Below are 25,273 nucleotides of genomic sequence, written 5' to 3'. Positions count from 1 at the left end.
AATCGAATTAAGAACATGTCAATATTAGTATATACAGAATCCGATAAGGGAGCATTTAAAAAGAACGCTTTGGAGGTTGCGTCCTACGCTTACAAAGTGGCCCAAGATATGGGTGAATCCGTTACTGCGGTGGCCATTAACGCTAAAGATGAGGCCTCTTTGGGGAATTATGGTGTTTCCAAGGTGTTAAAGGTCAGTAATGGGGATTTGGATACCTTCAACGCCAAGGCCTACGCCCATGTGTTGGCCCAAGCGGCCGAAGCAGAAGGCGCAAAAGTCATTATTGTAAGTTCCAGCGCCGATGCCAAATTTTTGGCGCCCATTCTTTCCGCAAAACTAAATGCGGGATATGTACCCAATGTGGTAGCCGCTCCAGAAAGCACTTCTCCTTTTGTGGTAAAAAGAACAGCATTCAGTAATAAAGGTTTCGCTCATACAGAAATCAATTCGGACACCAAGCTAATTGGGGTATCCAACAACGCTTACGGCGTACATGAAAACAACGTTTCCGCTACAGTGGAAGATTTTACTCCTTCGCTGGGCGATGGTGATTTCACTGCAAAATCCGTAGAAGTGGACAAAGTGGTTGGAAAAGCGACCATTGCGGACGCGGATATCGTGGTATCTGGCGGAAGAGGGCTTAAAGGGCCAGAGAATTGGGGTATGATCGAGGAATTGGCCGATGTATTGGGTGCAGCTACAGCTTGTTCCAAACCTGTATCCGATTTGGGTTGGAGACCCCATGGCGAACACGTAGGACAAACAGGAAAACCCGTGGCCAGCAACCTGTACATTGCCGTGGGCATTTCAGGAGCCATCCAGCATTTGGCAGGGGTGAGCGCCTCCAAAACCAAAGTAGTGATCAACAACGACCCTGAAGCACCTTTCTTTAAAGCTGCGGATTACGGAATCGTTGGAGATGCCTTTGAAGTGGTACCGGAACTCATCGAAAAATTAAAGGAATTTAAAGCCCAGAACACTTAATTTTTGTTAATTTGCCTTTAGCAAGGGGCTGTTCAGATAATGGTAGTGCCACTTATTTGAACGGCCTTTTTTCGTTTTAGGAAGAATATATGAGCTTAGTACGTTTGAAAATAAAGGGGATATCCTACAGCCAAACCCAAAATGGCGCGTATGCCCTTATTTTGAATGAAGTTGAAGGGGATAGAAAGCTCCCCATTGTCATTGGTGCCTTTGAAGCCCAGTCCATAGCCATTGCGTTGGAAAAGGAAATAAAACCTCCAAGACCCCTTACCCACGATTTGTTCAAGAATTTTGCGGACAGATTTGAGATTGTGGTCAAACAGGTCATTATCCATAAATTGGTGGATGGGGTGTTCTATTCCAGTATTATATGCGAGCGCGATAAAGTGGAGGAAATTGTGGATGCGCGTACCAGTGATGCCATAGCGTTGGCCCTTCGGTTTGACGCTCCCATTTTTACGTACAAGACCATTTTGGACAAGGCTGGAATCTATTTGAAGTTCTCCTCCAAGGAAAGTGAGGAAAACGAGGAGGACGACAGCATTGTGGTAGACGAGATATTGCAGGAGGGCGAAACCGTGGAAATCGAATCCGGTGCATCTTCCCAAGGCTATCGTGAAATGACCTTGGAAGAACTCCATAAAGAACTGGACAAGGCAGTGGCCAATGAAGACTACGAAAAGGCTGCCAAACTTCGGGACGAAATCTCCAAACGTAAATAAAATACTGCATGCCAAAATCCATCAAGATTTTCCTTGCCCTATTATGTTTTACAAGTACCGTTGCTTTGGGCCAGGATTTGCTTCCTGCGGATTCCATCAATGCGGCCATTGATACCACCATAATTGATGACATTAGCCCCAAGGAAACGCCCCAATTGGTGCCCAACCAAGGGTTCACCATAAACTCGTTGTGGCGCGGCGCCTTGGGTATGGTGGTTTTGATCTTGATTTCGTTTCTTTTCAGCGCTAACCGGCGTGCTATCAATTGGAGAACGGTCGGGATTGGATTGGGATTGCAATTACTCATTGCCATTGGAGTACTCAAAGTGCCATTTATCCAGCTAATTTTTGAAAAAATTGGGGAAGTATTTGTCAGTATTTTGGATTTCACCAGAGTTGGCAGTAAGTTTCTGTTTGAAGGATTGGTAGTAGATATGGATACCTTTGGGTTCATATTTGCATTTCAGGTATTGCCGACTATTATTTTCTTTTCGGCCTTAACATCAGTTCTATTTTATTTGGGAATCATCCAAAAAGTAGTTCGGGCATTGGCATGGTTGTTATCCAAATCCTTGGGAATATCAGGAGCGGAAAGTCTTTCCATCGCCGGAAACATCTTTTTAGGTCAGACCGAAGCACCCTTGCTGATCAAAGCCTATTTGGAAAAAATGAACAAGTCTGAGATTCTGCTGGTCATGATTGGGGGAATGGCAACTGTAGCTGGTGCGGTATTGGCAGCTTACATTGGATTCTTAGGTGGAGATGACCCAGCCTTACGCTTGATTTTTGCCAAACACCTTTTGGCCGCATCCGTAATGGCAGCTCCAGGGGCTATTGTGGTTTCTAAAATTTTATATCCGCAAACGGAGAAAGTCAATACCGATGTTCATGTTTCCTCGGAAAAAATTGGCGCCAATATTTTAGATGCCATTTCAAATGGAACTACCGAAGGATTAAAGCTTGCCATGAATGTTGGGGCCATGCTTTTGGTCTTTGTGGCCTTTATTGCCATGATCAATGGTATTTTGGGCTGGGTTGGCGACTTGACCACTTTCAACAATTGGATCGCAGCGAACTCGCCTTATGACAGCTTCTCTTTGGAAGCCATTCTCGGGACCATCTTCGCTCCGCTAATGTGGTTGATTGGCGTAGCCAACGAGGACATTATGCTCATGGGACAACTTTTGGGTATCAAATTGGCAGCCAGTGAATTTGTGGGCTATATCCAACTTGCCGAATTGAAGACCATGACCAACAATCTTCATTTCACTTACAACAAATCCGTGATCATGGCTACTTACATGCTCTGCGGATTTGCCAATTTTGCTTCCATCGGCATCCAAATTGGAGGTATCGGTTCCTTGGCTCCTGGTCAACGCAAAACCCTTTCCGAATTTGGAATGCGTGCCGTGTTGGGTGGGTCTTTGGCCTCACTGCTTTCAGCTACGATTGCTGGGATGATTTTGGGCTAATTGGCATTCATTTTTCGCATTGCCACATTTACATATTAATTAATTCCTCCTAACTCTATCAATAAATACAGATGTCAGAGGTCAGTCTTTAGAAATGAGATTTCCCACAACTGACAATTGTTAATTGTTAATTGTTAATTGAATTACGGTTAATAAAATTGCTCAAAACTCCCGCCCTTTACCTTTTACCCTTTCCCCTTTACCCCTTAACTTTAACCCCACTATGAAACAATACCACGACTTACTCAAACACGTACTTACCGAAGGAAATGCCAAAGGAGACCGCACAGGAACAGGAACCGTTAGTGTTTTTGGCTATCAAATGCGGTTTGACCTTTCCGAAGGCTTCCCTATGGTGACTACCAAAAAATTGCACCTAAAATCCATAATCCATGAGTTGTTGTGGTTTTTAAAGGGCGATACCAATGTGGGCTACTTACAAGAAAATGGAGTACGCATCTGGAACGAGTGGGCGGATGATAATGGCGATTTAGGCCCAGTCTACGGACACCAATGGCGGAACTGGAACAGTGAGGAAATCGATCAGATAAAAGAGGTGATCGAAACCCTAAAAACCAACCCAAACAGTCGTAGGATGTTGGTATCTGCTTGGAACCCCAGCGTGTTGCCGGACACATCCGTGTCGTTTGGTGAGAATGTGGCCAACGGTAAGGCCGCCCTTCCCCCCTGCCATGCTTTTTTCCAGTTTTACGTAGCAGATGGAAAATTGTCCTGCCAATTGTACCAGCGTAGTGCAGATGTCTTTTTAGGAGTTCCCTTTAATATCGCTTCCTATGCTTTGTTTACCATGATGATGGCCCAGGTATGTGGTTATGAGCCCGGCGATTTTATTCACACCTTTGGGGACACCCATATTTACAATAACCACCGAGAGCAAGTGGAGCTGCAACTAAGCCGTGAACCACGGCCTTTGCCCACCATGAAATTGAACCCAGCGGTTAAAAACATCTTCGATTTTACATTTGACGATTTTGAACTGCTGAACTACGACCCACATCCCCACATCAAAGGTGTTGTGGCGGTGTAGTAAAAGCTAGGACATCACATAAAAGCAAGTACCATCCAAACCAACCTTTAAAATGAAAATCAACTTTAAAAAAGCACTTGGACTGGCACTCTGCTGCTTGTCCCCGTTCGTCGTACCACTATTTGCCCAAGGACAAGAACGTCCCAATGTGATTGTGATCATTACGGATGATCAAGGTTATGGCGATTTGGGCATTACCGGAAACCCGCATGTACAGACCCCGGTCATTGACCAATTGGCTACCGAAAGTATCCGATTCAACAACTTTTATGTGTCCCCGGTATGTGCCCCTACCCGCTCCAGCCTTATGACAGGCCGATACTCATTACGTACGGGCGTGCGCGATACCTATAACGGTGGCGCCATCATGGCCTCCAATGAGGTGACCATTGCCGAAATGCTCAAACAGGGTGGTTACACCACAGGCGTATTTGGTAAATGGCATTTGGGCGACAACTACCCCAGCCGACCCAGCGACCAAGGATTTGACGAATCCGTGATCCACCTTTCTGGCGGTATGGGACAGGTGGGCGATATCACCACCTATTTTAAAGGGGATACCAGCTATTTTGATCCCGTGCTTTGGCACAACAACCAACAAGAGGTCTATGAGGGCTATTGCTCGGATATTTTTACGGATCAGGCCATTCAATTTATTGAGAACAATAAGACATCGCCCTTCTTTTGTTACCTCTCCTTTAATGCACCGCATACCCCGCTTCAGGTACCCGATGAATATTACCAAAAGTACAAGGACATAGACCCGGCCTCGGGATTTGACGGAGACGACCGCCCTTTCCCGGAAATGAGTGAAAAGGACAAGGAAGATGCCCGAAAAATCTATGCCATGGTCACCAATATTGACGATAATCTGGGCAAGCTCTTTAAAAAATTGGACGAGCTAAAGATCTCCAAAAACACCCTTGTGGTTTTTATGACGGACAATGGCCCGCAGCAGCGTCGCTATGTGGCGGGGATGCGAGGCCGAAAGGGCAATGTGTACCAAGGCGGGGTGCGGGTACCCTTTTATGTAAAGTATCCAGCGGCATTTGCCCAAAACAAGGACATTGAGACCATGAGCGCCCATATTGATGTGCTGCCCACTCTAGCTGAACTGTGTAAAGTGGAATTGCCCCAAGACCGAAAAATTGATGGTAAAAGCCTGTTGCCCCTGATTCAGGGCAAAACGGTGGATTGGGAAGACCGTTCCCTGTTTTTTTACTGGACGCGCCGCTATCCCGAACTCTACTACAATATGGCGTTGCAAAAAGATGGCTACAAATTGGTGGGAAAGACCAATTACAACGCCGCCCTTGAGGATTTTGAACTGTTTAATCTTAAAACCGACCCCTACGAGCAAAACAACTTGGTTTTGGAAGACAAAGCGAAGGCCACAGCCCTTAAAGTGGAGCTAGACGGTTTGTATAATGAACTGATCAACTCCGAAAATTTGGTAAATCAACCCCGAATTGTTGTGGGGAGCAAAGCTGAAAATCCCATTTTCCTAAACCGCAACGATGCTGGAGGAGAACGTGGTATCTGGGATCAAGAAGAAATCTATGGCACATGGAAGGTGAGTGTTGAAGAAGGACGTTATGATATTCGCATGAAGTTTGTAAAGCCCTTAAAAGCAGGTGGCCGACTCTATTTGGAAACCAACACCATGGTAAAACAGCAAGTGAATACCCAAGACAATGTGGATGTATTGGAATTAAAAAACGTATACCTCCCAAACATGGACTGTGAATTATTGGCTCACTACGCGGTGGATCGCAAACACATTATGCCTTTTTGGGTAGAGTTGGAGAAGCTGGACTAATCCATTTACTGATACCTGAACACAAAACGGTCTTCCTTGGTGAGAACAAAAGATGGCTTAACTTTACAAGTGATGTCATACCTCAAATGCACTTTTGTTGGTCTATGTCTTTTATTGGCTTCCTGTCAAATAGAGACTTCCGTAGATGCCATAATCCTTTCCAATTGCCACATCATCAACGTAGGGACAGGATCTATCAAAGAACATAGCGACATTTGGATCAAAGAAGATCGAATTTTCAGAATAACCCCTCATGACCAAAATTTAAAATCAAAAAATGGGTATATCGATGCTTCAGACAAATTTGTGATACCAGGGCTTTGGGATATGCATGCCCACATTGTGGATTATGATTGGGTTCCGAACATGTACACCGCTTTGGGTGTAACAGGGCTTCGTATTATGCATGGTGGACCTGAACGCATGGAGGACATCAACAAGAACCGAATTGATGGATTTTACAAAGGTTTCGAATTTTTATATTCCAGCCCCATTACGGATGGCCCAGGTGAAACCTGGCCAGGTGCACGAGTAGCTAAAAATCCAGAAGAAGGTCGCCAATTGGTACGGGAATATCATAAAAAAGGTTATGATTTTGTGAAGGTGTATAATTTCCTGGATCTTAAAACCTTCAATGCCATTGCAGCAGAGTGTAATCGCTTGGGCCTGCCCTTTGCAGGTCATGTCCCATTACATGTAACCACCGAAGAAGCCATTCAAGCAGGCCAAAAGAGCATTGAGCATAGTTTGGGATTGGAACACGCTCTTCCCGACCCAAAGATGTTCCAAAGTGGTTTTATGGACATGGATTACAATGCCTATGTAAAGGCTTTTTTAAAAGCATACGATAGTACCTTAAAAGATAATGTGCTTCAAATCACTAAGACGAAAAACACCTGGTTTTGCCCAACCTTGGTCAATCTAAAATCTTTTATTCTTACCAAGGAACAGGATTCCCTAAATAAAAATGACTCGAGATTAAAATACATCCCCAAAAAAGAGCAAGATTATTGGTTTGGCGATGTTACGGAAGAAGGAACACCCAGCTATTTGGCCGCCAATGAATCTTGGGCGGAGGCAGAAATAGCCTCCTTCAACCTCAACCTATCCTATGTTAAACCCATGCTGGACAACGGGTCTAAATTTCTAGCGGGTACGGACACCAGCAATCCACATATTTATCCAGGTTTCTCATTACACGATGAGTTACAACTTTTTGTGGAGGGTGGTTTTACCGAACTCGAGGCCTTGCAAACGGCCACCTTGAATCCTGCGATATTTATCGGTCGAGAAACAGATTTGGGAACTATAGAGGAAGGAAAGCTCGCCAACATCTTGGTGTTGGACAAGAACCCACTTGAAAATATTGAAAATACCCTTGCCATATACGGATTGGTGCGAAGAGGTCAGTATCTAAACAAAGAAGAGCTGAACCAATTGATGGATTATTCAAAACATTAGCACAAACTTTCCATTTTCTGTCCCAAATAGCCATATAAAACTGTAATTTACAGCAGCATCTCAATTGATTGGCTTCTTAAAATGGAAACTGCCTATCCCAAAATATACTTGTACAAGCGAATTGTTCAGGCCAAATTGTTCATCGACAACAATTTTCAGGATAAAATCGATTTGGACAATATCTCAGACGAGTCCCATTTTTCCAAGTTCCATTTTATTAGGCTATTCACGAAAATTTACGGGAAGACCCCACATAAATACCTCACTTCGGTACGGGTGCAAGAAGCCAAAGAGCACTTAAAAAAGGGAACTCCCATCACGGAAACCTGCTTTGCCGTTGGGTTCGATAGTCCAAGCTCGTTCACAGGGCTTTTTAAAAGAGCGGTTGGCTTAACGCCTAAAGCATACCAAACACAGCAGCTACAGCGAAAGGAGGAGATTGCCGAAAAACCCCTAAAATTTATTCCAAACTGCTTTGCCCAGGCCAAAGGTTGGTCAGAGAATAGCAATTTTCAAGAAGTCCGTTAGATTATTGTTGAGGAGCTTTGATGCTCACCATTTAAAAATCTAAACAATGATCACAAGATTAAATCACGTTAGTGTATTTGTCCTTAACCAGGACAGCGCCTTGGACTTTTATGTAAACAAGCTGGGATGCAAAGTACATACCGATGCGCCCATGGGGCCAGGCATGCGCTGGTTAACGGTTTGCCCATCCGAACAACCCGATCTGGAAATTTCATTAATGCCCATTGAGGATGGCATGATGTTCAAAGACGGGGCAGCGGAACAAATGAAAGCCTTGGTAAAAAAGGGAACCTTTGGTTTTGGGGTTTTTGAGTGCGATAATCTCCGCGCCACCTATGAGGAACTAATGGCCAAAGGGGTTGTTTTTAAGAAAGAGCCCACCAAGGAATTTTATGCCTACGAAGCCCTTTTTGTGGACGACTCGGGAAATTGGTTTTCTCTGGTCGAAAAAAAGGATGAATAGAAAATAGTTTTACAGGTATTATTTTATTTACAAGGGAATTTCCATAGCGGGAATTCTCTTCTTTGCTTAAATTGCCTATTAGAACTTGAAAGGTGTTCCCTCCACGTGATGGTTCCAAAGACAAAACCCGTTTAACCGATCATAAAATCCAACAATAACCCTGTGAAACCCACCAAAGCCCTACTCGTCATCGATATGCAAAAAGGCTCTTTTACGCCCAAAACGCCGCGTTTTGATACCGAGGGCGTGGTAGCCCGTATCAACACGTTGGCAGCGCTGTTTCGCGAGAACGGTTGGCCCGTGGTGATCATACAGCACGACGGCACCGGAACGGGCGAGTTTGAAAAAAACAACTGGGATTGGGAATTGTTGGATGAAATCCAAACCGAACCCCAAGACACCTTGCTGGACAAATACGCCAACGATGTCTTCTATAGATCCAAACTGCAAGAGTTATTGACGGCTTGGGGAACCCAGGAACTGCTGATCACAGGTTGCGCTACCGACTTTTGTGTGGAGGCCACCGTACAATCTGCCTTGGCCAAGGATTACAAAATTACCGTGATGTCCGATGGGCATACCACGGGAGACCGACCCCATTTACCAGCCCAAAAGGTGATTGAACACTACAATTGGGTATGGCAAAACATGATTCCCACTCAAGGGAATATTCGGGTAGAAGATTTTGAAAAAATCAGCGAATCTATCTTTGGGAATAGTCAAAACCCTTAACAAGGCGACTGTTTAGATATGGATAAAAGAACTGAAGAAATAATTAAACGTTTCGAAAATTCGTGGAACAACACCGAGACTTTCTACCGCAATTTATTGAAGAACCATACAGGGTTTAAATTTGTTGTGCCTATTCTGGAATTCATTCAAGAATTGAAAAATTCAGGTGAATCAAAAAACTTTAGACTTGGAACGTCCATGCATACTTTGATAATTTCAAGATCTGTTGAACATGGACTAAGGGATGATCAAAAGGAAATCAGAATTGAAAAGGTAAACAATCTTACTGATGGATTTGAGTATGAGGTTATCATGAGACAGGGAAAAAATGTATTTCGGGAATACAGAGTTCATAATTTAAACGATGAAAAGGTTTTGAACCTCTTGGCGACCTTGCGGGAAACATTAATAGACTAAATTCAAAAACCCAACACTCCCAGTAAAACCAAAACCTATGGGTTTATCTTTAGGTTTATTATTGCAACAATGTTTATTTTCTTTGTTTAACCCTAATTGGGTTTATAAAGCTGTATTTTCAATCTTATAAACTAGCCTAAAAATATTTAAAATCGCTTATGGGAACTTGGGGAACAGGTATTTCTTCTAACGATGTATACGAAGACATTAACTACGAATTCTTTGAACTATACAATCAAGGAATGAAGGTGTCAGAAATCACCGAAAAATTGATCAATGAAAACAAGGATTTGATTGACTCTTATGAGGATCAGAATAATTTCTGGATTACAATTGCCAAATCTCAATGGGAATGCAAAGCGCTCGACCCTAAAATCTACAATCGGATAAAGCATATGGTTGAATCGGGAAATGACATCGAATTATGGAAGGAACTTGAAGCATCTAAATCCGATTTAACAAAAAGGCAAAAAGTATTAAATAATTTCCTTGAAAAAATATCTACCGAAAAGAAAACCGCAAGGAAACCAAAATCTAAGAAATTAAGAGGCGCCATCTTCGAAAAAGGTGATTGTCTAGTCTTTAAATTGAGTGATGCCGATTACTGTGGCGCATTTGTTCTTGAATCAGAAAAAGAAACAGAATTTGGGTTGAATTTAATCGCAGTCACCAATATTAAAAAAACAGAGAAACCCAATAAAGAGGACTTTGAAAATGCGCAGGTTTTATTTGGTTTGGAACAGTTCGGCAAAACTGACTTCAGGCCGAAAGAAAAAATAAGCTGGTATTTTGCCCAATATTTTAAAAAAGCAGAAACGAAATTTGAAAAGGTCGGACAATTAGAAGTTGACAGAAGATACTTTTCATCAAAAGATTATCAAGGTTTCTCTAACTGGGACAACCTAAAATTATATCAAGACAGCTATTATTCCGACTTGGAAAAAAATAAGTGTAACGTGAATGTTCCGCTAACAAATTTAAGAATGAAAAATGGTCGCAAAAGCGATAGCAATTCATTGTGGCAAAAGGTAAAAACAAAGTTTAATTTATAAATAAAACGGCGCGATTAGTCCAAATAAGACCATTCTGAAATCAGGTACTCCATGACCCACACCTTTTCATTTGATTCCAAAGCCTATGATTTCTGGCACTTGTACCAGACCATTCAAAAATACTATCCTATTGGTATCCCAAAAAATTATGGCGAAGGGATTCACAGGGAGTACTCAGGTTTTAAGAAGTTAGAGCGTTTGCTCGTGGAAAACATTCACGATGAAAAGACCTGGAAAAGCAATTGGGTCTCCTTTACCAAAAAGTTGGGTGCAGAACTTGGAAAAAAGGCTTTTGGAACCACCTTCGGGCAAGCACCCAGTTACAGCGCATATCTGATACTGGATTGGAAAAATGAAGGCAATCGTTCCAATTCCAAGGAACTCCATTTTTCGGTGAGCCTGTTGGGGAACTATTTTCAGATCTATGGGGTTGAAAAGACCCAACTGTCGTATGAGGACGAGACCATGCCCTATCAAGTGGAGAATGTTAAGGAGATTATTGTATCTCCCGTGGATGATTTTAAAACCCATTTTGAGGCGGTTGAAGAAAAAATAAAGGAGCAGTTCAAAGGGTATCGCTTGGTGCCTTTTTCTATAGGGCAAAGCATAATTAATGGACTGGAGGTATACCATTTGGACAAAGAAAACTGCACCGTGAACATGGCCTTGTTCAACGATTTTGTGGGCTATGGAGACCAAATTGTGGATGTAGAACTACGGGGCGATATGGATTATGGGATGGATCAATGGAAAAAATAATTCTGGTCAGATTGCCTAAAGCTTTGTAATAATGTTATTTAAAAAGAGGATACCAAAAACCAAAAAATCAGACCTTTTTCCTATGGAAAAAAAGGTACTTGATTTTGTCATAGAACAATTGGAAGCACCCAAAGCGTCTGCTCTTGTTGAGCAAATCAAGCTCCTACCCCTCAAAAAAAGAATTACCTACCCCAAAAGCCATGTTACCGAATTTTATCCGCAGAATTTTGGTGATGTCCCGGAGAAATTCCGATTTGGGAGAACCGAAGAGTTTAAATTGGCCTCTGTAAAAATCACACAGGGTAACAAGGAATATTACTGCCAGTGCAATTTTGTACTTGGTCAGCTATTTGACCTTTCCATAAGACCAGTTCCCGAAAAGCTTGATTTTAAAAGTAAAAATTGGGAGTTAAAGGACATAACAATTGAATCCAACGTCAACAAAAATTGAGAGGCAGTGTATTGCACTAGTCCGTAACAGCGTCTCTCAAAACCCCAACACCTCCTCTTAAAACCAAAATCTGTAGCAGAACAGCCACAAAAACTAGTGCTTTTATTTACTTTTAGTATCATTCTCCATATATTTCAGTTCTGCAGAAACAATATTCATGCAAAACTGAAAAACATATTTTCTAAATGAGGTTAAATCAAATTGAAATCAAAAACTTCAAAAGCGTTGAGCATGTTGTTTTGGATTTAAAAAAAATCGGTAACAATTACACTTATTGTCTATTTGGAATAAACGAGTCTGGAAAAAGTAGTATCCTCAGGGCAATTTCTTTGTTTGATGAAGAAGGTTTGAGCTATCCTGAAGACTATTTTGACGAAACTAAGAATGTAGAAATAATCTTTCATTATTCAATTGATGAAAGTGTCATAAAGGCGCTACGAGAACAATTGGTCAAAGAAAACAAATGTCCCAAAGAAATTTCCAAAAAAATAATTGCAACAGAAGTAAAGATTAATGTAGTCCACTCCAATGATACCGAAACTGAGAGAGAAATAATCGAACATATAAGTTTCAAAACAGAAATTTTCCAAGGATTTACGAATGATGATTCAACTATTATCAAAAAAGGAAAAGATAGCACCGAAGATGATCTCAACATTACCACTTTTTTAAGAAAGTATCATTCTTCATTTTTTTATGGTTATTCACACGCAGTAGTCTTTTGGGAGTCAACTTCTAAGTATTTGATTTTAGACGAAATTAGTCTAACAGAATTTTCTACAAATCCTAGTAGCGCGTCAATTCCTTTGCTAAACTGTTTTAAACTTGCTGGAATACGGGCAACAAAAGATATTGCCAAAGCTATTGCTAGTTTGACAAGTCATGCCCGAATAAGAAATTTAGAATCCTTACTTAGCAGAAAAGTAACGGAACACATTAATACAATTTGGGAAAATCATCCGATTTCGATTCTTTTTGAAATAGATAGTGACAAAATATCGCTGTTGATAGAAGATACGGACGTTCATTACAAGGCTAAAACGACGTCCCAAAGATCGGATGGTTTCAAGCAGTTTATAAGCTTCCTCTTAACAATTTCAGCAGATGATAAAACGGAATCTCTTAATAGTAAGATTCTATTAATTGATGAACCAGAAACTCATTTACATCCTCAAGCACAATTAAATTTGATAAAAGAACTAAACAAAATAACATCTAATCAAAATTCAACAATTGTTCTTTATGCAACACATTCAAATTACTTAATTGATAAAAGTAATCTGAACAGGAACTTCAAAGTTTTCAAAGAAAAAAATGAAAAAACTAAAGTTGAAAAAATTCAAAGAACTTCAAGTTCTTATTCTGAGGTAAATTTTGAAGTATTCGAAATTCCAACGACCGACTACCACAACGAACTATATGGGTATTTAGAAGAAATAGATAGTGCAAAACTTCAAGGACTTGACCAGGACAGACAATGGATTGATTCCAGGAATAATGCAACACATAAGGTATCTCTTCCAAAATATATTAGACATTCAATACATCATCCAGAAAACACATTGAATAGGAAATTCACAGAAGCTCAATTGAAAAAATCAATTAACATCTTAAGGAAGTTGAAATACGACTAACTATAGCATTGAATAGCCATTTCACCCCCTCAAAACCCCAATAATTCCTTTTAGGGCGGAAACCACTTGTTGAACTTCCCGCTGGGTAAAGGCTTCTTGCTCCACATAAAACAGCATTTCAATCCCTAGATCTAGAATTTTGGTGAATTCGGCGGAGCCGCCATAGCCATCTTCAATCAACTCCGTTAATTCTTCGGTTAAGTTTATTTTATCAGTAATCTTCATCGTCATATTATATTATGACCTAAATATATCGTTTTATCATCAAAAGTCATAATTTGTTATGACCCTGTATCGGCTTAATCTATCCAAATTTGTTTTGCTAGGAACTTTTAGATGTTGTCGAAACAGGAATTATCCAAAAAAATAGGTGCTAGAATCAAGCAATTGAGGAAAGAAAAAGGCATTTCTCAAGCTGAATTGGGCAGACTATGCAATAAGGACAAACAACACATCGAACTGATAGAAAATCACAAGGTTTCTGCGAACACCTACACGCTTTATGCGATTGCAACTGCGCTTGAACTTGAGCTTAAAGAGCTTTTCAATTTTTAGACTTTCCTACCTTTAACCCGTCACCATTCCGCACCCACATGCAAAACCTCTTACAGTCCATTTCCACCCGTGCCTATGTAAGTGTGCCCCTTAAAGAGGCCATCCAATCCTGTTTTGAGGTGGTGGAAACCCAAAAAGGCGATAAAATATTGCTGGAAAACAGCCGCGCCAGCCACCTTTGGTTTATAGAAAAAGGCGCCCTCCACACCTATTACCACCACAACGGCAAGCCCATTACCTCATGGTTCTATACCGAAAACCAATTTGTTACTGCCTGGTACAGTTTCTATGCCCAAAAGCCCAGTTTTGAGGAGGTGGAATGTCTGGAGGCCTGCGTGCTGTACCGCATCAGTTACTCCAACTACCAAAAACTTATTGCCGATTTTCCGGCCTTTGGCAACTTTGCCCGTTTGCTGGCCGAGGAAATGCTGGCCTTTTTGGACGAGTTTTCCAAAGGATGGTCTTTCCTATCCGCCAAGGAAAAGTACCAATTGCTAAAGCAGAGCTTCCCACAGTTGGAGCTTCGGGTAAAATTGGGGCTGATCGCCTCCTTTTTGGGCGTTACCCAAGAGACCTTGAGCCGTATTCGCGCCCAAAAGTGATTTTTTTGATCTAGGTCAAAAGAACCCAAAAAAAGCCCCCCTACTTTTGACCAAAATAGTTAAACATGAAAAATTCGACCTTAGTTTTTAGGAGTTTGGGAATCATCATCTTCCTGGCCGGACTGGCCCATTTGTTCTCCTTTGGAATAGATACGAGCGACGACTCCCCTACCCCCACCACCGAAACCAACGCTGCGTCCGAGCAACAGCCCAAAGCTGAAAATCCAACCGAAAAATCGGAAGCCAACACGGCCAATAACCCAGAGACCGACGACCTCATCGGCCAATGGAAGGTGGCCTACAATACCGAGGATTTTAAAGGGGCCATCATCTACAATATCAAAAAAGAGGGCAAGGTGTTCAACGCCTATACCCATCAATACCAGGATGAAAACGGCTATGCCGAAAAGGCCGAGGGCACCAAAACCCTGACCATTACCAAATTTAATGGCTCCAAGGGCAAGGGCATCTACAGTATAGATTATGAAGGGGAGCAATACAAAGTGGACTGCAAGATCGCCCTAGTGGACGAAAACAGCTTTACCCTAAGCTATGACTACTACGGTTATGGCGATGTTGAAACCTGGAAAAGACAATAAGCATGATTAATTTTTTAGCCAAAAAACTGGAATGGTTGGATGTACAATATTGGTTCTACATCTTCAACGACCTGAGTCTGCTCTATATCATCATACCCTTTTTTGTACTGGAGCTGATACGCTACGCCTACCTAAAAAGGCTGGACAAGGATTTGGTGCTGGACAGTATTGCCAACGTAATCACCTTTGGTGCCTTCTTTTTGATCGAGATCATTTTGGGCATCCTGGCCATTACCAAGGTGTACTATTGGGTCTATAATAACATAAGTCTGCCGCATTTGGAGCTCAATTGGGCCACGGTGATCTGCTGCGTACTCCTGGCCGATTTTGCCTATTACTGGGAGCACCGCACCATGCACAGGATCGGCATTGGATGGGCCACCCATACCGTGCACCACAGCTCGCCCCATTTTAATATGTCGGTCGCCTACCGTTTTGGGCCGCTGGATGCCATTATGCCCGTTGTGTTTTCACTTCCGATCGTAATGTTGGGCTTTGATCCCATTCTGGTATTGCTGTCCGAAGTCTTTGTGCAGGTCTTTCAGACCCTGTTGCACACAGAGATCATTGGCAAGCTCACCAAACCCATTGAGTTTATCTTTAATACACCCTCGCACCACCGGGTGCACCACGGCTCTAACCGGCAGTATTGGGATAAGAACTATGCCGGAATATTGATCATTTGGGATCGTATGCTGGGCACTTTTGAGCCTGAAAAGGAAAAGGTGGTCTATGGTATTTCGCAACCCATAAACAGCGTGAACCCCATTGTGGTGTTTTTCCATGGCATTAGTCGCTTTGTGAAAAAATTGGGGCAGATCAAGGGCCTTTCCAACAAATTGCTGGCCTTTGTAAAACCCCCAGATTGGATGCCCAAAGAAGCCAACGTAGATGAACTGCCCAAATAATTTTTAATTTCAAGACAGATGAAACCGAACAATTTTATATTCGCCGACCTTTCTACCTACACGCCCAAAGAGACCATGCCGTTCTATGAAGCTGTTTTTGGGTGGACGTATTACGAGTCCGATGGTTACTACTCGGCCTATAAAGGCGAACAAGAGATCTGTGGCCTGTATGAAACCCCGGAAAAATTCAAACAAATGCGGATGCCCCATTTTTGGATGTCCTACATTCAGGTGAACAGTGTGGAACAGACTGTGGAAAAGGCTCGGGAGCTCGGCGGCATCATCGAAGTGGTGGATGAAAGCGCCTTGGGCAAGGTGGCCTTGATCCGTGACCCTCAAGGGTCAGGCTTTACCGTATACGAAGGCGAAAACCTCACCCACACACGAACCTTGAACGAGCCCGGCACCCTCATTTGGAACGAACTCCATGTGTCCAACGCAGCCAAGGTAATCCCCTTTTATGAGGGCATTTTTGACTGGCGGTTCGAGGAGCAAGGTTATGGGGCCTATCATATCTGGAACAGTGAGGGCGAACACATCGCCGACCTGATGGAAATCTCCAACGATGATAAAGGCAAATATGAATATTGGGTCTGCAGCTTTGGGGTGGAAAATCTAGCTAAAACAAGGGATAAAATTCAAAGTCTGGGTGGAACCCTGGTCTCGGAGGAGGACTTCCGAATTTTGATGACGGACAATTCTGGGGAGGCGTTTTTTTACATTCAGGGAATCTAATGTAGTTTCTTTTTGGTCTTGAAAAATGTACTTTGGTAGGCGGAAACCAAATTCAGCAAGAAACCGAGGATGGAAAGAACCAAAGAACTCGCCAGCAGATTGCAAGAAGTATTGTTGGATGGCCGTTGGGTGGCCAACACCAATTGCAAGACGCAACTGGAAAATCTCAACTGGGAGGAGGCCACGCAGAAGGTGGGAAACCTCAACACGATAGCGGCGCTCACCTTTCATATCAATTATTATTTGGCGGGATTGATAGTAGTGTTCCAAGGCGGTGCACTTGAGATTCGGGATAAATACAGTTTTGATCTTCCGCCCATCAATTCACAGGCCGACTGGGAAAAGTTGGTGAACGAGTTTCTGGCAAATTCCGAAATCTTTGTCCAAGAAGTGGCCAAACTACCAGATAGCATTCTGGATAAGCCTTTTGTAGACGAGAAGTACGGAACTTATCTGCGAAATATAGAAGGCATCATCGAACATACGTATTATCATCTGGGGCAAATATCCATGCTTAAAAAGATGATTGCTGTAACAGATGCCTAAACTTTTCTACTTATAAGCAATAAAAAGTAGCAATAATATGCTCAACCTAAAGGAAGGCAACTATTTTGGCGAATACCTGGATGCTCGGGAAAACGAGCTCTTTAAGCTCAGCTTAACCGCCTATTCCCCGGATAGTGTCTTGGAGGATCATTATCACGACAACAGCTATATCAGCGTGCTCACTTCGGGCAGTTATTTGGAGTGCATCAACGACTCAACCCAATTGGTGCAAGCTTCAGATGTGCTGTTTCGGCCTACTTCGTGGTGTCATCAAAACACCTTTTTGGAGGATTCCGCCACTTGTTTCAATATCGAATTCAAAAAAGGTTGGCAAGAACAGTTGGATTGGGAGGTAGATCTACCCAACACACACATACATTTCAATAAAACCGCCTTCCCTTCCCTCTACAAACTGCTGCTGAACTTTAAAATTGATTACGATGCCGACCTCAGCACGGAATTGATCTTGGATTGGCTGTGTACCATTAGCCCGAATCAAGCTAAAGCTCATTCTAAATCTTGGGTAGAAAAACTAGAGCGCATTTTAAAACATGAACTGACACAATTTCATTCCTTGGCTTCGCTGTCGGAACGCATTCATGTGCATCCCGTATATATGGCCCGCGCCTTTAAGGCCGAAAAAGGTATGACGATAGGAGAGTTCCAATTGAAATCGAAGTTGCACAATGCGGTGTATTTGTTGTCCAGTACCCAGCAGTGCATCTCGGATGTTTCTTTCGCTAATGGTTTTTTTGACGATGCGCATTTTATCCGGTCGTTTAAAATGGCCTATGGGATTTCACCCAATCGCTTCCGGAAAGTCTTAAATAGTTAATCTGGTACAATTTCTTGTTCTGATTGAGGTTGATTTTTGTGTTATCAATCAAATCTCGAAACATGTCTAAAAGAAATAGAACCCTTTGTGCCCTTCTGGCGCTCCTTTTTACCGGAGCCATGGCGCAACAGAAAAAGAACACCCTTCCTTACAATGAAATCTATGCCTATGGTATGGATACTGATGTTACCCCTATTTTCCCTTTGTTGGAAGCAGACGGATTGAATGCCAAAGACCAAAAATTTAAAACCGATTTTGAAGCCCGGTTCAAAGGTGAATCCGATATGGGTGCAACAAACCCCGAATCGGAAATAGAAACCTTGATTTCCCACTTCAAAAACTATTGGCGAAAATCCCTTCTTAATACTAGTGGGAACTTTGAGCGGGAATTGGGAGGAGGTGTTGTACCTTTCCTGATGAAAAACTATCCGCCTGTTCGGGGCAAAAAAGTGACCCGAGACAGTTTGGGCTATTTTCTGCGGGATTATATCCGCTCGAAAGGCCTATTCACAACAGATGAAGTCACCTATCATGGTCGGCTTATAGATTTAATGATCTGGAAAAAACAAACCCCAAAAGTCTACAAGGTGGATTTAGGTAAAGGTGAAATACAAGAAGTAACCGTATATTTTTTGGAAGACTTTGCCACATTGGGCTGGATGGAGTACGCCACCTTGGGTGCCCATCATCCTGGGGGATGGACGGAAGAGGAAGGTATTTATTGTGTGAAAAAAGCCTACGACATAAGCAGCGAAAATTTCAAAATCAGCTACTTGACGCATGAGGCCCGACATTACGCGGACAAGAAATTATGGCCTGATTTAAAGTCCGCCGATTTGGAATATCGAGCAAAACTTACCGAGTTAAATTTGGCTCAAGACACCCTCTTCGAGTTGATTGCCTTTTTTGCCAAAAATGCCAACAAGGAAAGTGAAAACGGTCACCAAGTCGCCAATTATTGTGTTATCCGGGACTTGTCCCAAAAACTGTTTAAATCCAATTTTGAGGCCTCCCAGGAAAAATGGGAAAAGGTAGGCGTTAAGAAAATCAATAATGTCGCTTGGCAACTATTGAAGAAACACTCCAAATTATTGAAAAGACAGGGCGCAACTGCGGAAACTGTTCTAAATCCATAGTAAAACAAGCGAGACAAATAATTTTTCAAATAGATCCACTACCTTAGGTTTTGGCGAAGTGGCAATTGATGGCCTTTGCCCAACACTTTTGGAAATGGAACATCAAATCAGTGAAGACATCCGCCTAACTCCTATCCATCTGGATTATATCCCGCAAATGTTTGATGCATTTGATCATGATGTTATCCAATATCTGCCGTTGGATGAACCCCCAAGTCATCTAGATGAGACCAGGGCCTTTGTGGAACATTCCATTACCCAAATGGATCAAGGCAAAGATTTGGTCTGGGTCATTCTGCAGCAAGGTAAATTTGCAGGTTGCTGCGGCATCCATTCCATTCCTTCCAAGCAGCCCCATTTTGGCTTATGGATCAAAAAAGAGGCCCAAGGTCAAGGAATTGGACGAAAAGTAGTTCAGTTTGTTTTGGATTGGGGCATATCCAATTTGGAGGTAGATTATATAAAATATCCTGTGGACAACCGTAACGCCAAAAGCATTAAACTTATAGAAAACTTAGGCCTACAATTGGCCGACCACTACCCTATGGGAACTGCCAAAAAATTGGAAGTGGACGAATACCGACTTTACAAATCCTCATAACATTCCCTATGCATTTCGATATCCTACAACGACCTTTTCAACTCTCCCAATCGCAAATTGACTTTTACCGTAAAAATGCCTTTATCAAAATCAAGGAAGTACTTACGCCGGAAGTGGTGGCGCATTTTAATAGGGTAATATCTGCTAAAGTGGATAAGCTCAATACCCAAACCAAGAAACTCAAAGACCGAGACACCTATGGCAAGGCCTTTTTGCAGATTTTTAATTTATGGACGCAAGATGTCCAAATTAAAGAATTGATGTTTAGCAAACGACTGGCGCAATTAGCGGCGGATCTTATGGAAGTGGATGGGGTTCGCATGTATCACGATCAGGCATTATTTAAAGAAGGTGGTGGTGGAATTACTCCTTGGCATGCGGATCAATACTATTGGCCGTTATCTACCGACAGGGTCATTACCGTTTGGATTCCACTTCAGGCTGTTCCTTCGGAAATGGGCCCTTTGGAATTTGCAGCGGGAAGTCAGGAAATATTGACGGGAAGGGATTTGTCCATTAGCGACGAAAGCGAAAACTTGATTGGAGAAAAGCTCCGTGTTACGGATTGTCCCAAAATTTCCGAACCTTTTGATGTTGGCGAGGTCAGTTTTCATTCTGGGTGGATTTTCCACCGTGCGGGTCCCAATACCACCAACCAAACAAGAAAAGTGATGACCTCCATTTACATGGATAAGGACATGCTTCTCAAAAAACCGGAAAACGATGGCCAGATCAACGATTGGGAAACCTGGTGTCCAGGGGTGGAAATCGGCAAGGTCATCGACTCCCACTTAAATCCGATATTGTTTGAACGGTAATCGTTTCCTTGATTTAAGTACCTTTAGCTCCTTAAAATTTGGTCATATTCCATGCACAATTTTGAACACCAGGCCATGGCCACCCGCTTTCTTCTTACCATTTCTGGGGAAGAAGCAGATTACGCCCAAAATGTTGCCCAACGTTGTTTCCAACGCTTGGATGAGTTAGAGGAAATCCTTAGCCGGTTTGTGGCCGGTAGTGACATCAGTCGCATCAACAAACTCAAGGCTGATGCACAGTTGGCATTGGAGCACGAGACCTGGGACGTGATCAAACAAGCCATTCAAGTACAGCAATGGACCCAAAGCACTTTTGATATTGGAGTTGCAGAACACATGAATATCTTTCGGGCAGCCAAAGAGGGTATCCTTAACGAGTTTGAAATGGCCAATGCATTGGAAAAAGCCCAGGAAGAAAAATTGAGAGCAAGCCTTTATGTTGATCCCGAAAAACCCTATTTCTATTGCATCCAACCAGGGATGCTTTTTGATCTTGGGGGAATAGGAAAAGGCTACGCCTTAGATCAACTGGCCTTGTTACTTCGGGAAATGGATGTTGAAAATTATTGCATTAGCGCAGGAGACAGCACATTGCTCACCCAGGGTGCTCCACAAGATGCCGAACATTGGAGCCACTCCTTGGCTTCTTCTGAAGAACAAAAAAACTTGTCATTAGGTGATATAGCGGTCAGTGCCTCTGGTACTTTTCATCAAGGCAACCATATTTTTGACCCAAGAACGGGGAAAAACACAGGGGTTTCTGAGTTTGATCGTATCTGGGTGGCTTGCAAAATGGCTGCATATTCCGATGCATTTTCCACTGGACTATATCTACATTCCGTTAACGAAATTGAAAATATTGTTAAAAATGTAGCGGAAATAGCCTGGGTGGTCTATAGCCAAGATGGAAAGCTCTTTTCCATTGATTGAAATAATGTACATTTGGGCAGCTAGCCGCAATCGAACTGAACTAAACTATCTTAATTTGCATGAGTACTTCTAACAAAACGGACAGACGAAATTTTATTAAAACCTCTACCCTATTCGGAACTGGGCTGATGCTCGCCAACCCTTTTAGCATTACCGCCAACCCACTCAAAGTTGGTGATAAGGTAAATGTTGGTGTTGTTGGCTGTGGAGGCCGTGGGGGCGGTGTCATTTTCAGGAATATTCCCAAAATACCGAGTGCCAATTTGGTAGCGGTATGCGATATCGTGGAAAGTCGTCGTGAAAATGCCAAGAATCGGTTCAATGAACAATACGGAACCAAGGTAAAGGCATACGAGAATTTCTATGACATGTTGGAAAAGGAAAAATTGGATGCCGTAGTTTTAACCACCCCTGATTTCTGGCATATGCAACATGCAGTGGACGCCTTGGAAGCGGGAATTCACGTATACTGTGAAAAAGCCATGTCCAACAATATGGAGGATGCCCGAAAAATGGCAGAAGCCATGAAAAGAACGGGAAAGTTGCTTCAAATTGGACGTCAACGTAGAAGTGATGATCGCTACCGCTTTACCCATCAAATTTTGTTGGAAAAGGAGCAAATGTTTGGTAGGTTGACCCATGCGGTTGGTCAATGGAACAGGTCCCAAATTTGGACCCAGCAACCCAATAAAAAAGACAACCTTAATCTCAACAAACTCAAGCAATACGGTTTTGACACCGTAGATCAGGTCTACAATTGGCGTAATTATAAAAAGTTGGGTGGTGGGGTTGTATCTGACTTGGGATCACACCAAATAGATATTTTTAACTGGTTCTTTGGCTCTTATCCGCATACGGTATATGCCACTGGGAACAACTCCTATTTCAATTTTGAACAGGCAGATACCATGGCCACTATTTTGGAATACGATACCCCAAAAGGACCTGCCATTGGTATTTATGAGAACATCTCCAACTCCAGGGCGATTGGAGTTTATGAACGGTTTATAGGGGACGATGGAGCCTTTATTATTTCCCAAGGGAAGGACAATAAGATTTTCCGTGAATCAAGAGTGGAAGCCAAACAGTGGCAGGAATATATTGATGCTGGGTATATCTCCAACCTAGCGGATATGCAGAAATACAAGGAAAAGGAATCTGGTGATTCCGGTATCAAGGAAACTGCACCACAAATCAGTTACGACATCCATGAAATGAAAGATATGGACAAAGTGTACAATTTAGCAAGTCATACGGCCCACTTGTACAACTTCATCGAATCCGTGAGGGAAGAGGAAAAATTGAACTACGATGCCATCACCTCATACAAATCCGAGGTATGTATCTACAAGATCCATGAAGCCATTAACGCTGGAGGGAATCGTATTAAGATTGAAGTGGAGGAATACGAAGTATAACAGTATTCCATGGACTTTTCTAGCAAAGGAAAAACGCCCAGACTTTCGTCTGGGCGCCTTTTTGGAAACAAGTAAAGCAAATAATTTTCTTTTTCAAAAATCAGTTTCTTGTCACCGAAATACCGTTGGATAGGGCATAAAACCCGTCCAGGTCAGCAACATTTTTTCCTGCTTCCAACCCTACAAGTCCATCTTCATAGGTTGCATGCCAGATGTAGCAAACTCCAGTTCCTGCGGCATCAAAGTCAACACCTTCAACTGCTTCCAAGGTTGGTGGAAGTCCCAAAATGTTGTTGGCATCATCCGTGATCACATAGGTTTGATTTGTTCCCGTGAGTTCTGAGTCATCCAAGGTAATTCCACTTACCATATCAGGAGTACCATCCACATCAAAAGTGAAGGGGCCGCCAGAAAGGGTTCCTGCATTGAGTCCGTTTCTGGTTACCGTAATGGAATTGGACAGAGCATAGAAACCTTCCAAGTCAGAAACATTATAGCCCGTTGTAAGGTTCATCAATCCTTCTTCATAGGTTATATGCCAGATTAGGCAAGTTCCAACACCGGCACCGTCAAAGTCCACTCCTTCAACAGCCTCCAAGGTAGGTGGCAGACCTAGAATATTGTTGGCATCATCCGTGATAACCCATCCTTGTTTGGAGCCCGTCAATTCTGAATCATCCAAGGTAATTCCGCCAACCATATCAGGAGTTCCATCCACCAAAATGGTAAAAGGACCACCAGCAATGGAACCGGCATTCAGTCCATTCCTGTTTACGGTTATGGAGTTGGACAAGGCATAGAATCCTTCCAAATCAGAAACATTGTAACCAGCTTCCAAGTTCACCAGGCCTTCTTCATAGGTAATGTGCCAGATCAAGCAAGTCCCAACACCTGCGGCATCAAAATCAACACCTTCCACCGCTTCCAAGGTTGGAGGTAAACCAAGGATGTTGTTTTCATTATCGGTAATCACCCAGCCTTGCATGGAACCTGTCAATTCTGAATCATCCAAGGTAATTCCGCTCACCATATCCGGGGTTCCATCCACCAAAATGGTATAAGGACCGCCGTCAATGGAACCTGCATTCAGACCGTTTCGGGTTACCATAATGGAATTGGAAAGGGCATATGTTCCGCTAAAATCGTCAAGGTTCATTCCAGCTTCCAATCCTGTAAGCCCATCTTCATAAGTTATATGGTAGATAAAGCAAACACCTGTACCTGCGCCATCAAAATCCACGCCTTCCACGGCTTCAATTGTAGGAGGTAATCCCAGGATATTTCTTTGATCATCGGTAATTACGTAGCCCTGGTTTGTGCCGGTCAATTCCGAGTCATCCAAACTAATCCCTGAAATCATGTCCGGTGTACCATCCACCAAAATGGTAAAAGGTCCTCCCGAAAGCGTCCCCGCATTAAGGCCGTTGCGCGTCACGGTAATGGCATTGGATAAATCGTGATCCCCAGAAAGACCGTCCAAATTCATCCCTGGCTCCAATCCAGTAAGTCCCGCCTCATACACCAAATGGTAAACAAAGCAAGTACCTACTCCAGCTGCGTCGAAATCCACACCTCCAAGGGCTGCCAAGTCTGGTGGTAGGCCCAAAATATTTCTTGAGTCGTCCGTAATGACATAGGTGCGGTTACTACCAACCACATTGCTGTCATCCAAAGTAATTCCGGAAATCATATCCGGAGTACCATCAACAGTGATGGTAAAAGGTCCGCCTGAAAGTGTTCCCGCTTCCAGTACAATAGGTTCATCGTCGGAATCATTGCTACATCCTGCGGCTAGAACCAGGATGGCCACAAGAGTCCAAATAGATTTTAAGTTGCTCATTTTACGTGTTTTTTTTATTTGCAACACAAATGACGGGGGAAGATGTTGCAGAAGTATCACATAAAAATCAAAATTGCTTAAAGCTTGATTACGAGACATTTACATTAAAAAATCGTATTTTTTGTAAAGAATTGGGCTTAAAAAGGACTTTTTAGAAGGTAATCCATCAAAATTTTAATGGAAAGGTGAACTTTCCGTGATACTTTAC

Annotated in this window: 28 protein-coding genes; 26 read left to right on the top strand and 2 right to left on the bottom strand. The window is 42.7% G+C overall.

Going from position 1 to position 25,273, the window contains the following annotated elements:
- Positions 1–15 precede the first annotated feature (15 nt).
- From ACOOE0_RS09790 to ACOOE0_RS09725, 14 genes are all read left to right on the top strand, one after another.
- Positions 16–984 (top strand): electron transfer flavoprotein subunit alpha/FixB family protein, encoded by a 969-nt coding sequence (locus ACOOE0_RS09790; protein WP_420398746.1) that lies wholly within the window; start codon positions 16–18, stop codon positions 982–984.
- An 89-nt stretch (positions 985–1,073) separates the two neighbouring features.
- Positions 1,074–1,706, top strand: coding sequence for a bifunctional nuclease domain-containing protein (locus tag ACOOE0_RS09785; RefSeq protein WP_420398745.1), 633 nt, complete (start codon positions 1,074–1,076; stop codon positions 1,704–1,706).
- Positions 1,707–1,714: 8 nt separating this feature from the next.
- On the top strand, positions 1,715–3,178 hold the full coding sequence (locus ACOOE0_RS09780) for a NupC/NupG family nucleoside CNT transporter (protein ID WP_420398744.1): 1,464 nt from the start codon (positions 1,715–1,717) through the stop codon (positions 3,176–3,178).
- Between the two features lie 223 nt (positions 3,179–3,401).
- On the top strand, positions 3,402–4,226 hold the full coding sequence (locus ACOOE0_RS09775) for a thymidylate synthase (protein WP_420398743.1): 825 nt from the start codon (positions 3,402–3,404) through the stop codon (positions 4,224–4,226).
- A gap of 52 nt (positions 4,227–4,278) precedes the next feature.
- On the top strand, positions 4,279–6,045 hold the full coding sequence (locus tag ACOOE0_RS09770; RefSeq protein WP_420398742.1) for an arylsulfatase: 1,767 nt from the start codon (positions 4,279–4,281) through the stop codon (positions 6,043–6,045).
- A 72-nt stretch (positions 6,046–6,117) separates the two neighbouring features.
- A complete protein-coding gene (locus ACOOE0_RS09765; RefSeq protein WP_420398741.1) occupies positions 6,118–7,506 on the top strand; it encodes an amidohydrolase family protein in 1,389 nt (462 codons plus the stop codon).
- Between the two features lie 81 nt (positions 7,507–7,587).
- Positions 7,588–8,034: an AraC family transcriptional regulator gene (locus tag ACOOE0_RS09760; RefSeq protein ID WP_420398740.1), complete on the top strand. Its 447-nt coding sequence runs from the start codon at positions 7,588–7,590 to the stop codon at positions 8,032–8,034.
- A 46-nt stretch (positions 8,035–8,080) separates the two neighbouring features.
- Positions 8,081–8,497 (top strand): VOC family protein, encoded by a 417-nt coding sequence (locus tag ACOOE0_RS09755; protein WP_420398739.1) that lies wholly within the window; start codon positions 8,081–8,083, stop codon positions 8,495–8,497.
- Between the two features lie 162 nt (positions 8,498–8,659).
- The gene (locus ACOOE0_RS09750; RefSeq protein WP_420398738.1) at positions 8,660–9,229 is read left to right on the top strand and encodes a cysteine hydrolase family protein; all 570 of its coding nucleotides are present in this window, start codon (positions 8,660–8,662) and stop codon (positions 9,227–9,229) included.
- A gap of 18 nt (positions 9,230–9,247) precedes the next feature.
- Positions 9,248–9,646 carry a hypothetical protein gene (locus ACOOE0_RS09745; protein ID WP_420398737.1) on the top strand — a complete coding sequence of 133 codons (399 nt, stop codon included), beginning with the start codon at positions 9,248–9,250 and terminating at the stop codon, positions 9,644–9,646.
- A gap of 158 nt (positions 9,647–9,804) precedes the next feature.
- Positions 9,805–10,698 carry a hypothetical protein gene (locus ACOOE0_RS09740; protein ID WP_420398736.1) on the top strand — a complete coding sequence of 298 codons (894 nt, stop codon included), beginning with the start codon at positions 9,805–9,807 and terminating at the stop codon, positions 10,696–10,698.
- A 51-nt stretch (positions 10,699–10,749) separates the two neighbouring features.
- Positions 10,750–11,457 carry a hypothetical protein gene (locus ACOOE0_RS09735; protein ID WP_420398735.1) on the top strand — a complete coding sequence of 236 codons (708 nt, stop codon included), beginning with the start codon at positions 10,750–10,752 and terminating at the stop codon, positions 11,455–11,457.
- An 82-nt stretch (positions 11,458–11,539) separates the two neighbouring features.
- Positions 11,540–11,908: a hypothetical protein gene (locus tag ACOOE0_RS09730; RefSeq protein WP_420398734.1), complete on the top strand. Its 369-nt coding sequence runs from the start codon at positions 11,540–11,542 to the stop codon at positions 11,906–11,908.
- Between the two features lie 185 nt (positions 11,909–12,093).
- Positions 12,094–13,542 carry an ATP-dependent nuclease gene (locus ACOOE0_RS09725; RefSeq protein WP_420398733.1) on the top strand — a complete coding sequence of 483 codons (1,449 nt, stop codon included), beginning with the start codon at positions 12,094–12,096 and terminating at the stop codon, positions 13,540–13,542.
- Between the two features lie 21 nt (positions 13,543–13,563).
- Here ACOOE0_RS09725 and ACOOE0_RS09720 read toward each other — a convergent pair whose 3' ends face one another.
- On the bottom strand, positions 13,564–13,767 hold the full coding sequence (locus ACOOE0_RS09720) for a hypothetical protein (RefSeq protein ID WP_420398732.1): 204 nt from the start codon (positions 13,765–13,767) through the stop codon (positions 13,564–13,566).
- A 111-nt stretch (positions 13,768–13,878) separates the two neighbouring features.
- Between ACOOE0_RS09720 and ACOOE0_RS09715 the strand changes: the two genes are divergently transcribed.
- The 12 genes from ACOOE0_RS09715 (at position 13,879) to ACOOE0_RS09660 (ending at position 23,225) form a co-directional block, all read left to right on the top strand.
- A complete protein-coding gene (locus ACOOE0_RS09715) occupies positions 13,879–14,097 on the top strand; it encodes a helix-turn-helix domain-containing protein (RefSeq protein WP_420398731.1) in 219 nt (72 codons plus the stop codon).
- Positions 14,098–14,135: 38 nt separating this feature from the next.
- Positions 14,136–14,699: a Crp/Fnr family transcriptional regulator gene (locus ACOOE0_RS09710; protein WP_420398730.1), complete on the top strand. Its 564-nt coding sequence runs from the start codon at positions 14,136–14,138 to the stop codon at positions 14,697–14,699.
- A gap of 65 nt (positions 14,700–14,764) precedes the next feature.
- Entirely contained in the window at positions 14,765–15,298 is a 534-nt protein-coding gene (locus tag ACOOE0_RS09705; protein WP_420398729.1) for a hypothetical protein, read from the top strand.
- Positions 15,299–15,300: 2 nt separating this feature from the next.
- On the top strand, positions 15,301–16,206 hold the full coding sequence (locus ACOOE0_RS09700) for a sterol desaturase family protein (protein ID WP_420398728.1): 906 nt from the start codon (positions 15,301–15,303) through the stop codon (positions 16,204–16,206).
- Between the two features lie 18 nt (positions 16,207–16,224).
- Positions 16,225–16,941, top strand: coding sequence for a VOC family protein (locus tag ACOOE0_RS09695; RefSeq protein ID WP_420398727.1), 717 nt, complete (start codon positions 16,225–16,227; stop codon positions 16,939–16,941).
- Positions 16,942–17,010: 69 nt separating this feature from the next.
- Entirely contained in the window at positions 17,011–17,487 is a 477-nt protein-coding gene (locus ACOOE0_RS09690) for a DinB family protein (RefSeq protein ID WP_420398726.1), read from the top strand.
- Positions 17,488–17,524: 37 nt separating this feature from the next.
- Complete coding sequence (locus ACOOE0_RS09685) at positions 17,525–18,322, top strand: helix-turn-helix domain-containing protein (RefSeq protein WP_420398725.1); 798 nt, start codon at positions 17,525–17,527, stop codon at positions 18,320–18,322.
- Positions 18,323–18,384: 62 nt separating this feature from the next.
- Entirely contained in the window at positions 18,385–19,458 is a 1,074-nt protein-coding gene (locus tag ACOOE0_RS09680; RefSeq protein ID WP_420398724.1) for a hypothetical protein, read from the top strand.
- Positions 19,459–19,552: 94 nt separating this feature from the next.
- Entirely contained in the window at positions 19,553–20,059 is a 507-nt protein-coding gene (locus tag ACOOE0_RS09675) for a GNAT family N-acetyltransferase (RefSeq protein WP_420398723.1), read from the top strand.
- 8 nt (positions 20,060–20,067) lie between these two features.
- Complete coding sequence (locus ACOOE0_RS09670) at positions 20,068–20,877, top strand: phytanoyl-CoA dioxygenase family protein (protein ID WP_420398722.1); 810 nt, start codon at positions 20,068–20,070, stop codon at positions 20,875–20,877.
- 51 nt (positions 20,878–20,928) lie between these two features.
- Complete coding sequence (locus ACOOE0_RS09665; RefSeq protein ID WP_420398721.1) at positions 20,929–21,807, top strand: FAD:protein FMN transferase; 879 nt, start codon at positions 20,929–20,931, stop codon at positions 21,805–21,807.
- Between the two features lie 59 nt (positions 21,808–21,866).
- Positions 21,867–23,225: a Gfo/Idh/MocA family protein gene (locus ACOOE0_RS09660; RefSeq protein WP_420398720.1), complete on the top strand. Its 1,359-nt coding sequence runs from the start codon at positions 21,867–21,869 to the stop codon at positions 23,223–23,225.
- 100 nt (positions 23,226–23,325) lie between these two features.
- Here ACOOE0_RS09660 and ACOOE0_RS09655 read toward each other — a convergent pair whose 3' ends face one another.
- Positions 23,326–25,065 (bottom strand): hypothetical protein, encoded by a 1,740-nt coding sequence (locus tag ACOOE0_RS09655; RefSeq protein WP_420398719.1) that lies wholly within the window; start codon positions 25,063–25,065, stop codon positions 23,326–23,328.
- Positions 25,066–25,273 lie beyond the last annotated feature (208 nt).

The sequence above is a fragment of the Flagellimonas sp. genome, from assembly GCF_965215805.1.
GTDB lineage: Bacteria > Bacteroidota > Bacteroidia > Flavobacteriales > Flavobacteriaceae > Flagellimonas.
Note: the sequence above shows the minus strand (reverse complement) of the source record. Positions and strands in the feature narration are given on the sequence as shown.

Bases quoted from the DNA above. Each gene is read 5' to 3' on its own strand.
- ACOOE0_RS09790 (WP_420398746.1), top strand. From the start codon at position 16: ATGTCAATATTAGTATATACAGAATCCGATAAGGGAGCATTTAAAAAG.
- ACOOE0_RS09785 (WP_420398745.1), top strand. From the start codon at position 1,074: ATGAGCTTAGTACGTTTGAAAATAAAGGGGATATCCTACAGCCAAACC.
- ACOOE0_RS09780 (WP_420398744.1), top strand. From the start codon at position 1,715: ATGCCAAAATCCATCAAGATTTTCCTTGCCCTATTATGTTTTACAAGT.
- ACOOE0_RS09775 (WP_420398743.1), top strand. From the start codon at position 3,402: ATGAAACAATACCACGACTTACTCAAACACGTACTTACCGAAGGAAAT.
- ACOOE0_RS09770 (WP_420398742.1), top strand. From the start codon at position 4,279: ATGAAAATCAACTTTAAAAAAGCACTTGGACTGGCACTCTGCTGCTTG.
- ACOOE0_RS09765 (WP_420398741.1), top strand. From the start codon at position 6,118: ATGTCATACCTCAAATGCACTTTTGTTGGTCTATGTCTTTTATTGGCT.
- ACOOE0_RS09760 (WP_420398740.1), top strand. From the start codon at position 7,588: ATGGAAACTGCCTATCCCAAAATATACTTGTACAAGCGAATTGTTCAG.
- ACOOE0_RS09755 (WP_420398739.1), top strand. From the start codon at position 8,081: ATGATCACAAGATTAAATCACGTTAGTGTATTTGTCCTTAACCAGGAC.
- ACOOE0_RS09745 (WP_420398737.1), top strand. From the start codon at position 9,248: ATGGATAAAAGAACTGAAGAAATAATTAAACGTTTCGAAAATTCGTGG.
- ACOOE0_RS09740 (WP_420398736.1), top strand. From the start codon at position 9,805: ATGGGAACTTGGGGAACAGGTATTTCTTCTAACGATGTATACGAAGAC.
- ACOOE0_RS09735 (WP_420398735.1), top strand. From the start codon at position 10,750: ATGACCCACACCTTTTCATTTGATTCCAAAGCCTATGATTTCTGGCAC.
- ACOOE0_RS09730 (WP_420398734.1), top strand. From the start codon at position 11,540: ATGGAAAAAAAGGTACTTGATTTTGTCATAGAACAATTGGAAGCACCC.
- ACOOE0_RS09725 (WP_420398733.1), top strand. From the start codon at position 12,094: ATGAGGTTAAATCAAATTGAAATCAAAAACTTCAAAAGCGTTGAGCAT.
- ACOOE0_RS09720 (WP_420398732.1), bottom strand. From the start codon at position 13,767: ATGAAGATTACTGATAAAATAAACTTAACCGAAGAATTAACGGAGTTG.
- ACOOE0_RS09715 (WP_420398731.1), top strand. From the start codon at position 13,879: ATGTTGTCGAAACAGGAATTATCCAAAAAAATAGGTGCTAGAATCAAG.
- ACOOE0_RS09710 (WP_420398730.1), top strand. From the start codon at position 14,136: ATGCAAAACCTCTTACAGTCCATTTCCACCCGTGCCTATGTAAGTGTG.
- ACOOE0_RS09705 (WP_420398729.1), top strand. From the start codon at position 14,765: ATGAAAAATTCGACCTTAGTTTTTAGGAGTTTGGGAATCATCATCTTC.
- ACOOE0_RS09700 (WP_420398728.1), top strand. From the start codon at position 15,301: ATGATTAATTTTTTAGCCAAAAAACTGGAATGGTTGGATGTACAATAT.
- ACOOE0_RS09695 (WP_420398727.1), top strand. From the start codon at position 16,225: ATGAAACCGAACAATTTTATATTCGCCGACCTTTCTACCTACACGCCC.
- ACOOE0_RS09690 (WP_420398726.1), top strand. From the start codon at position 17,011: ATGGAAAGAACCAAAGAACTCGCCAGCAGATTGCAAGAAGTATTGTTG.
- ACOOE0_RS09685 (WP_420398725.1), top strand. From the start codon at position 17,525: ATGCTCAACCTAAAGGAAGGCAACTATTTTGGCGAATACCTGGATGCT.
- ACOOE0_RS09680 (WP_420398724.1), top strand. From the start codon at position 18,385: ATGTCTAAAAGAAATAGAACCCTTTGTGCCCTTCTGGCGCTCCTTTTT.
- ACOOE0_RS09675 (WP_420398723.1), top strand. From the start codon at position 19,553: ATGGAACATCAAATCAGTGAAGACATCCGCCTAACTCCTATCCATCTG.
- ACOOE0_RS09670 (WP_420398722.1), top strand. From the start codon at position 20,068: ATGCATTTCGATATCCTACAACGACCTTTTCAACTCTCCCAATCGCAA.
- ACOOE0_RS09665 (WP_420398721.1), top strand. From the start codon at position 20,929: ATGCACAATTTTGAACACCAGGCCATGGCCACCCGCTTTCTTCTTACC.
- ACOOE0_RS09660 (WP_420398720.1), top strand. From the start codon at position 21,867: ATGAGTACTTCTAACAAAACGGACAGACGAAATTTTATTAAAACCTCT.
- ACOOE0_RS09655 (WP_420398719.1), bottom strand. From the start codon at position 25,065: ATGAGCAACTTAAAATCTATTTGGACTCTTGTGGCCATCCTGGTTCTA.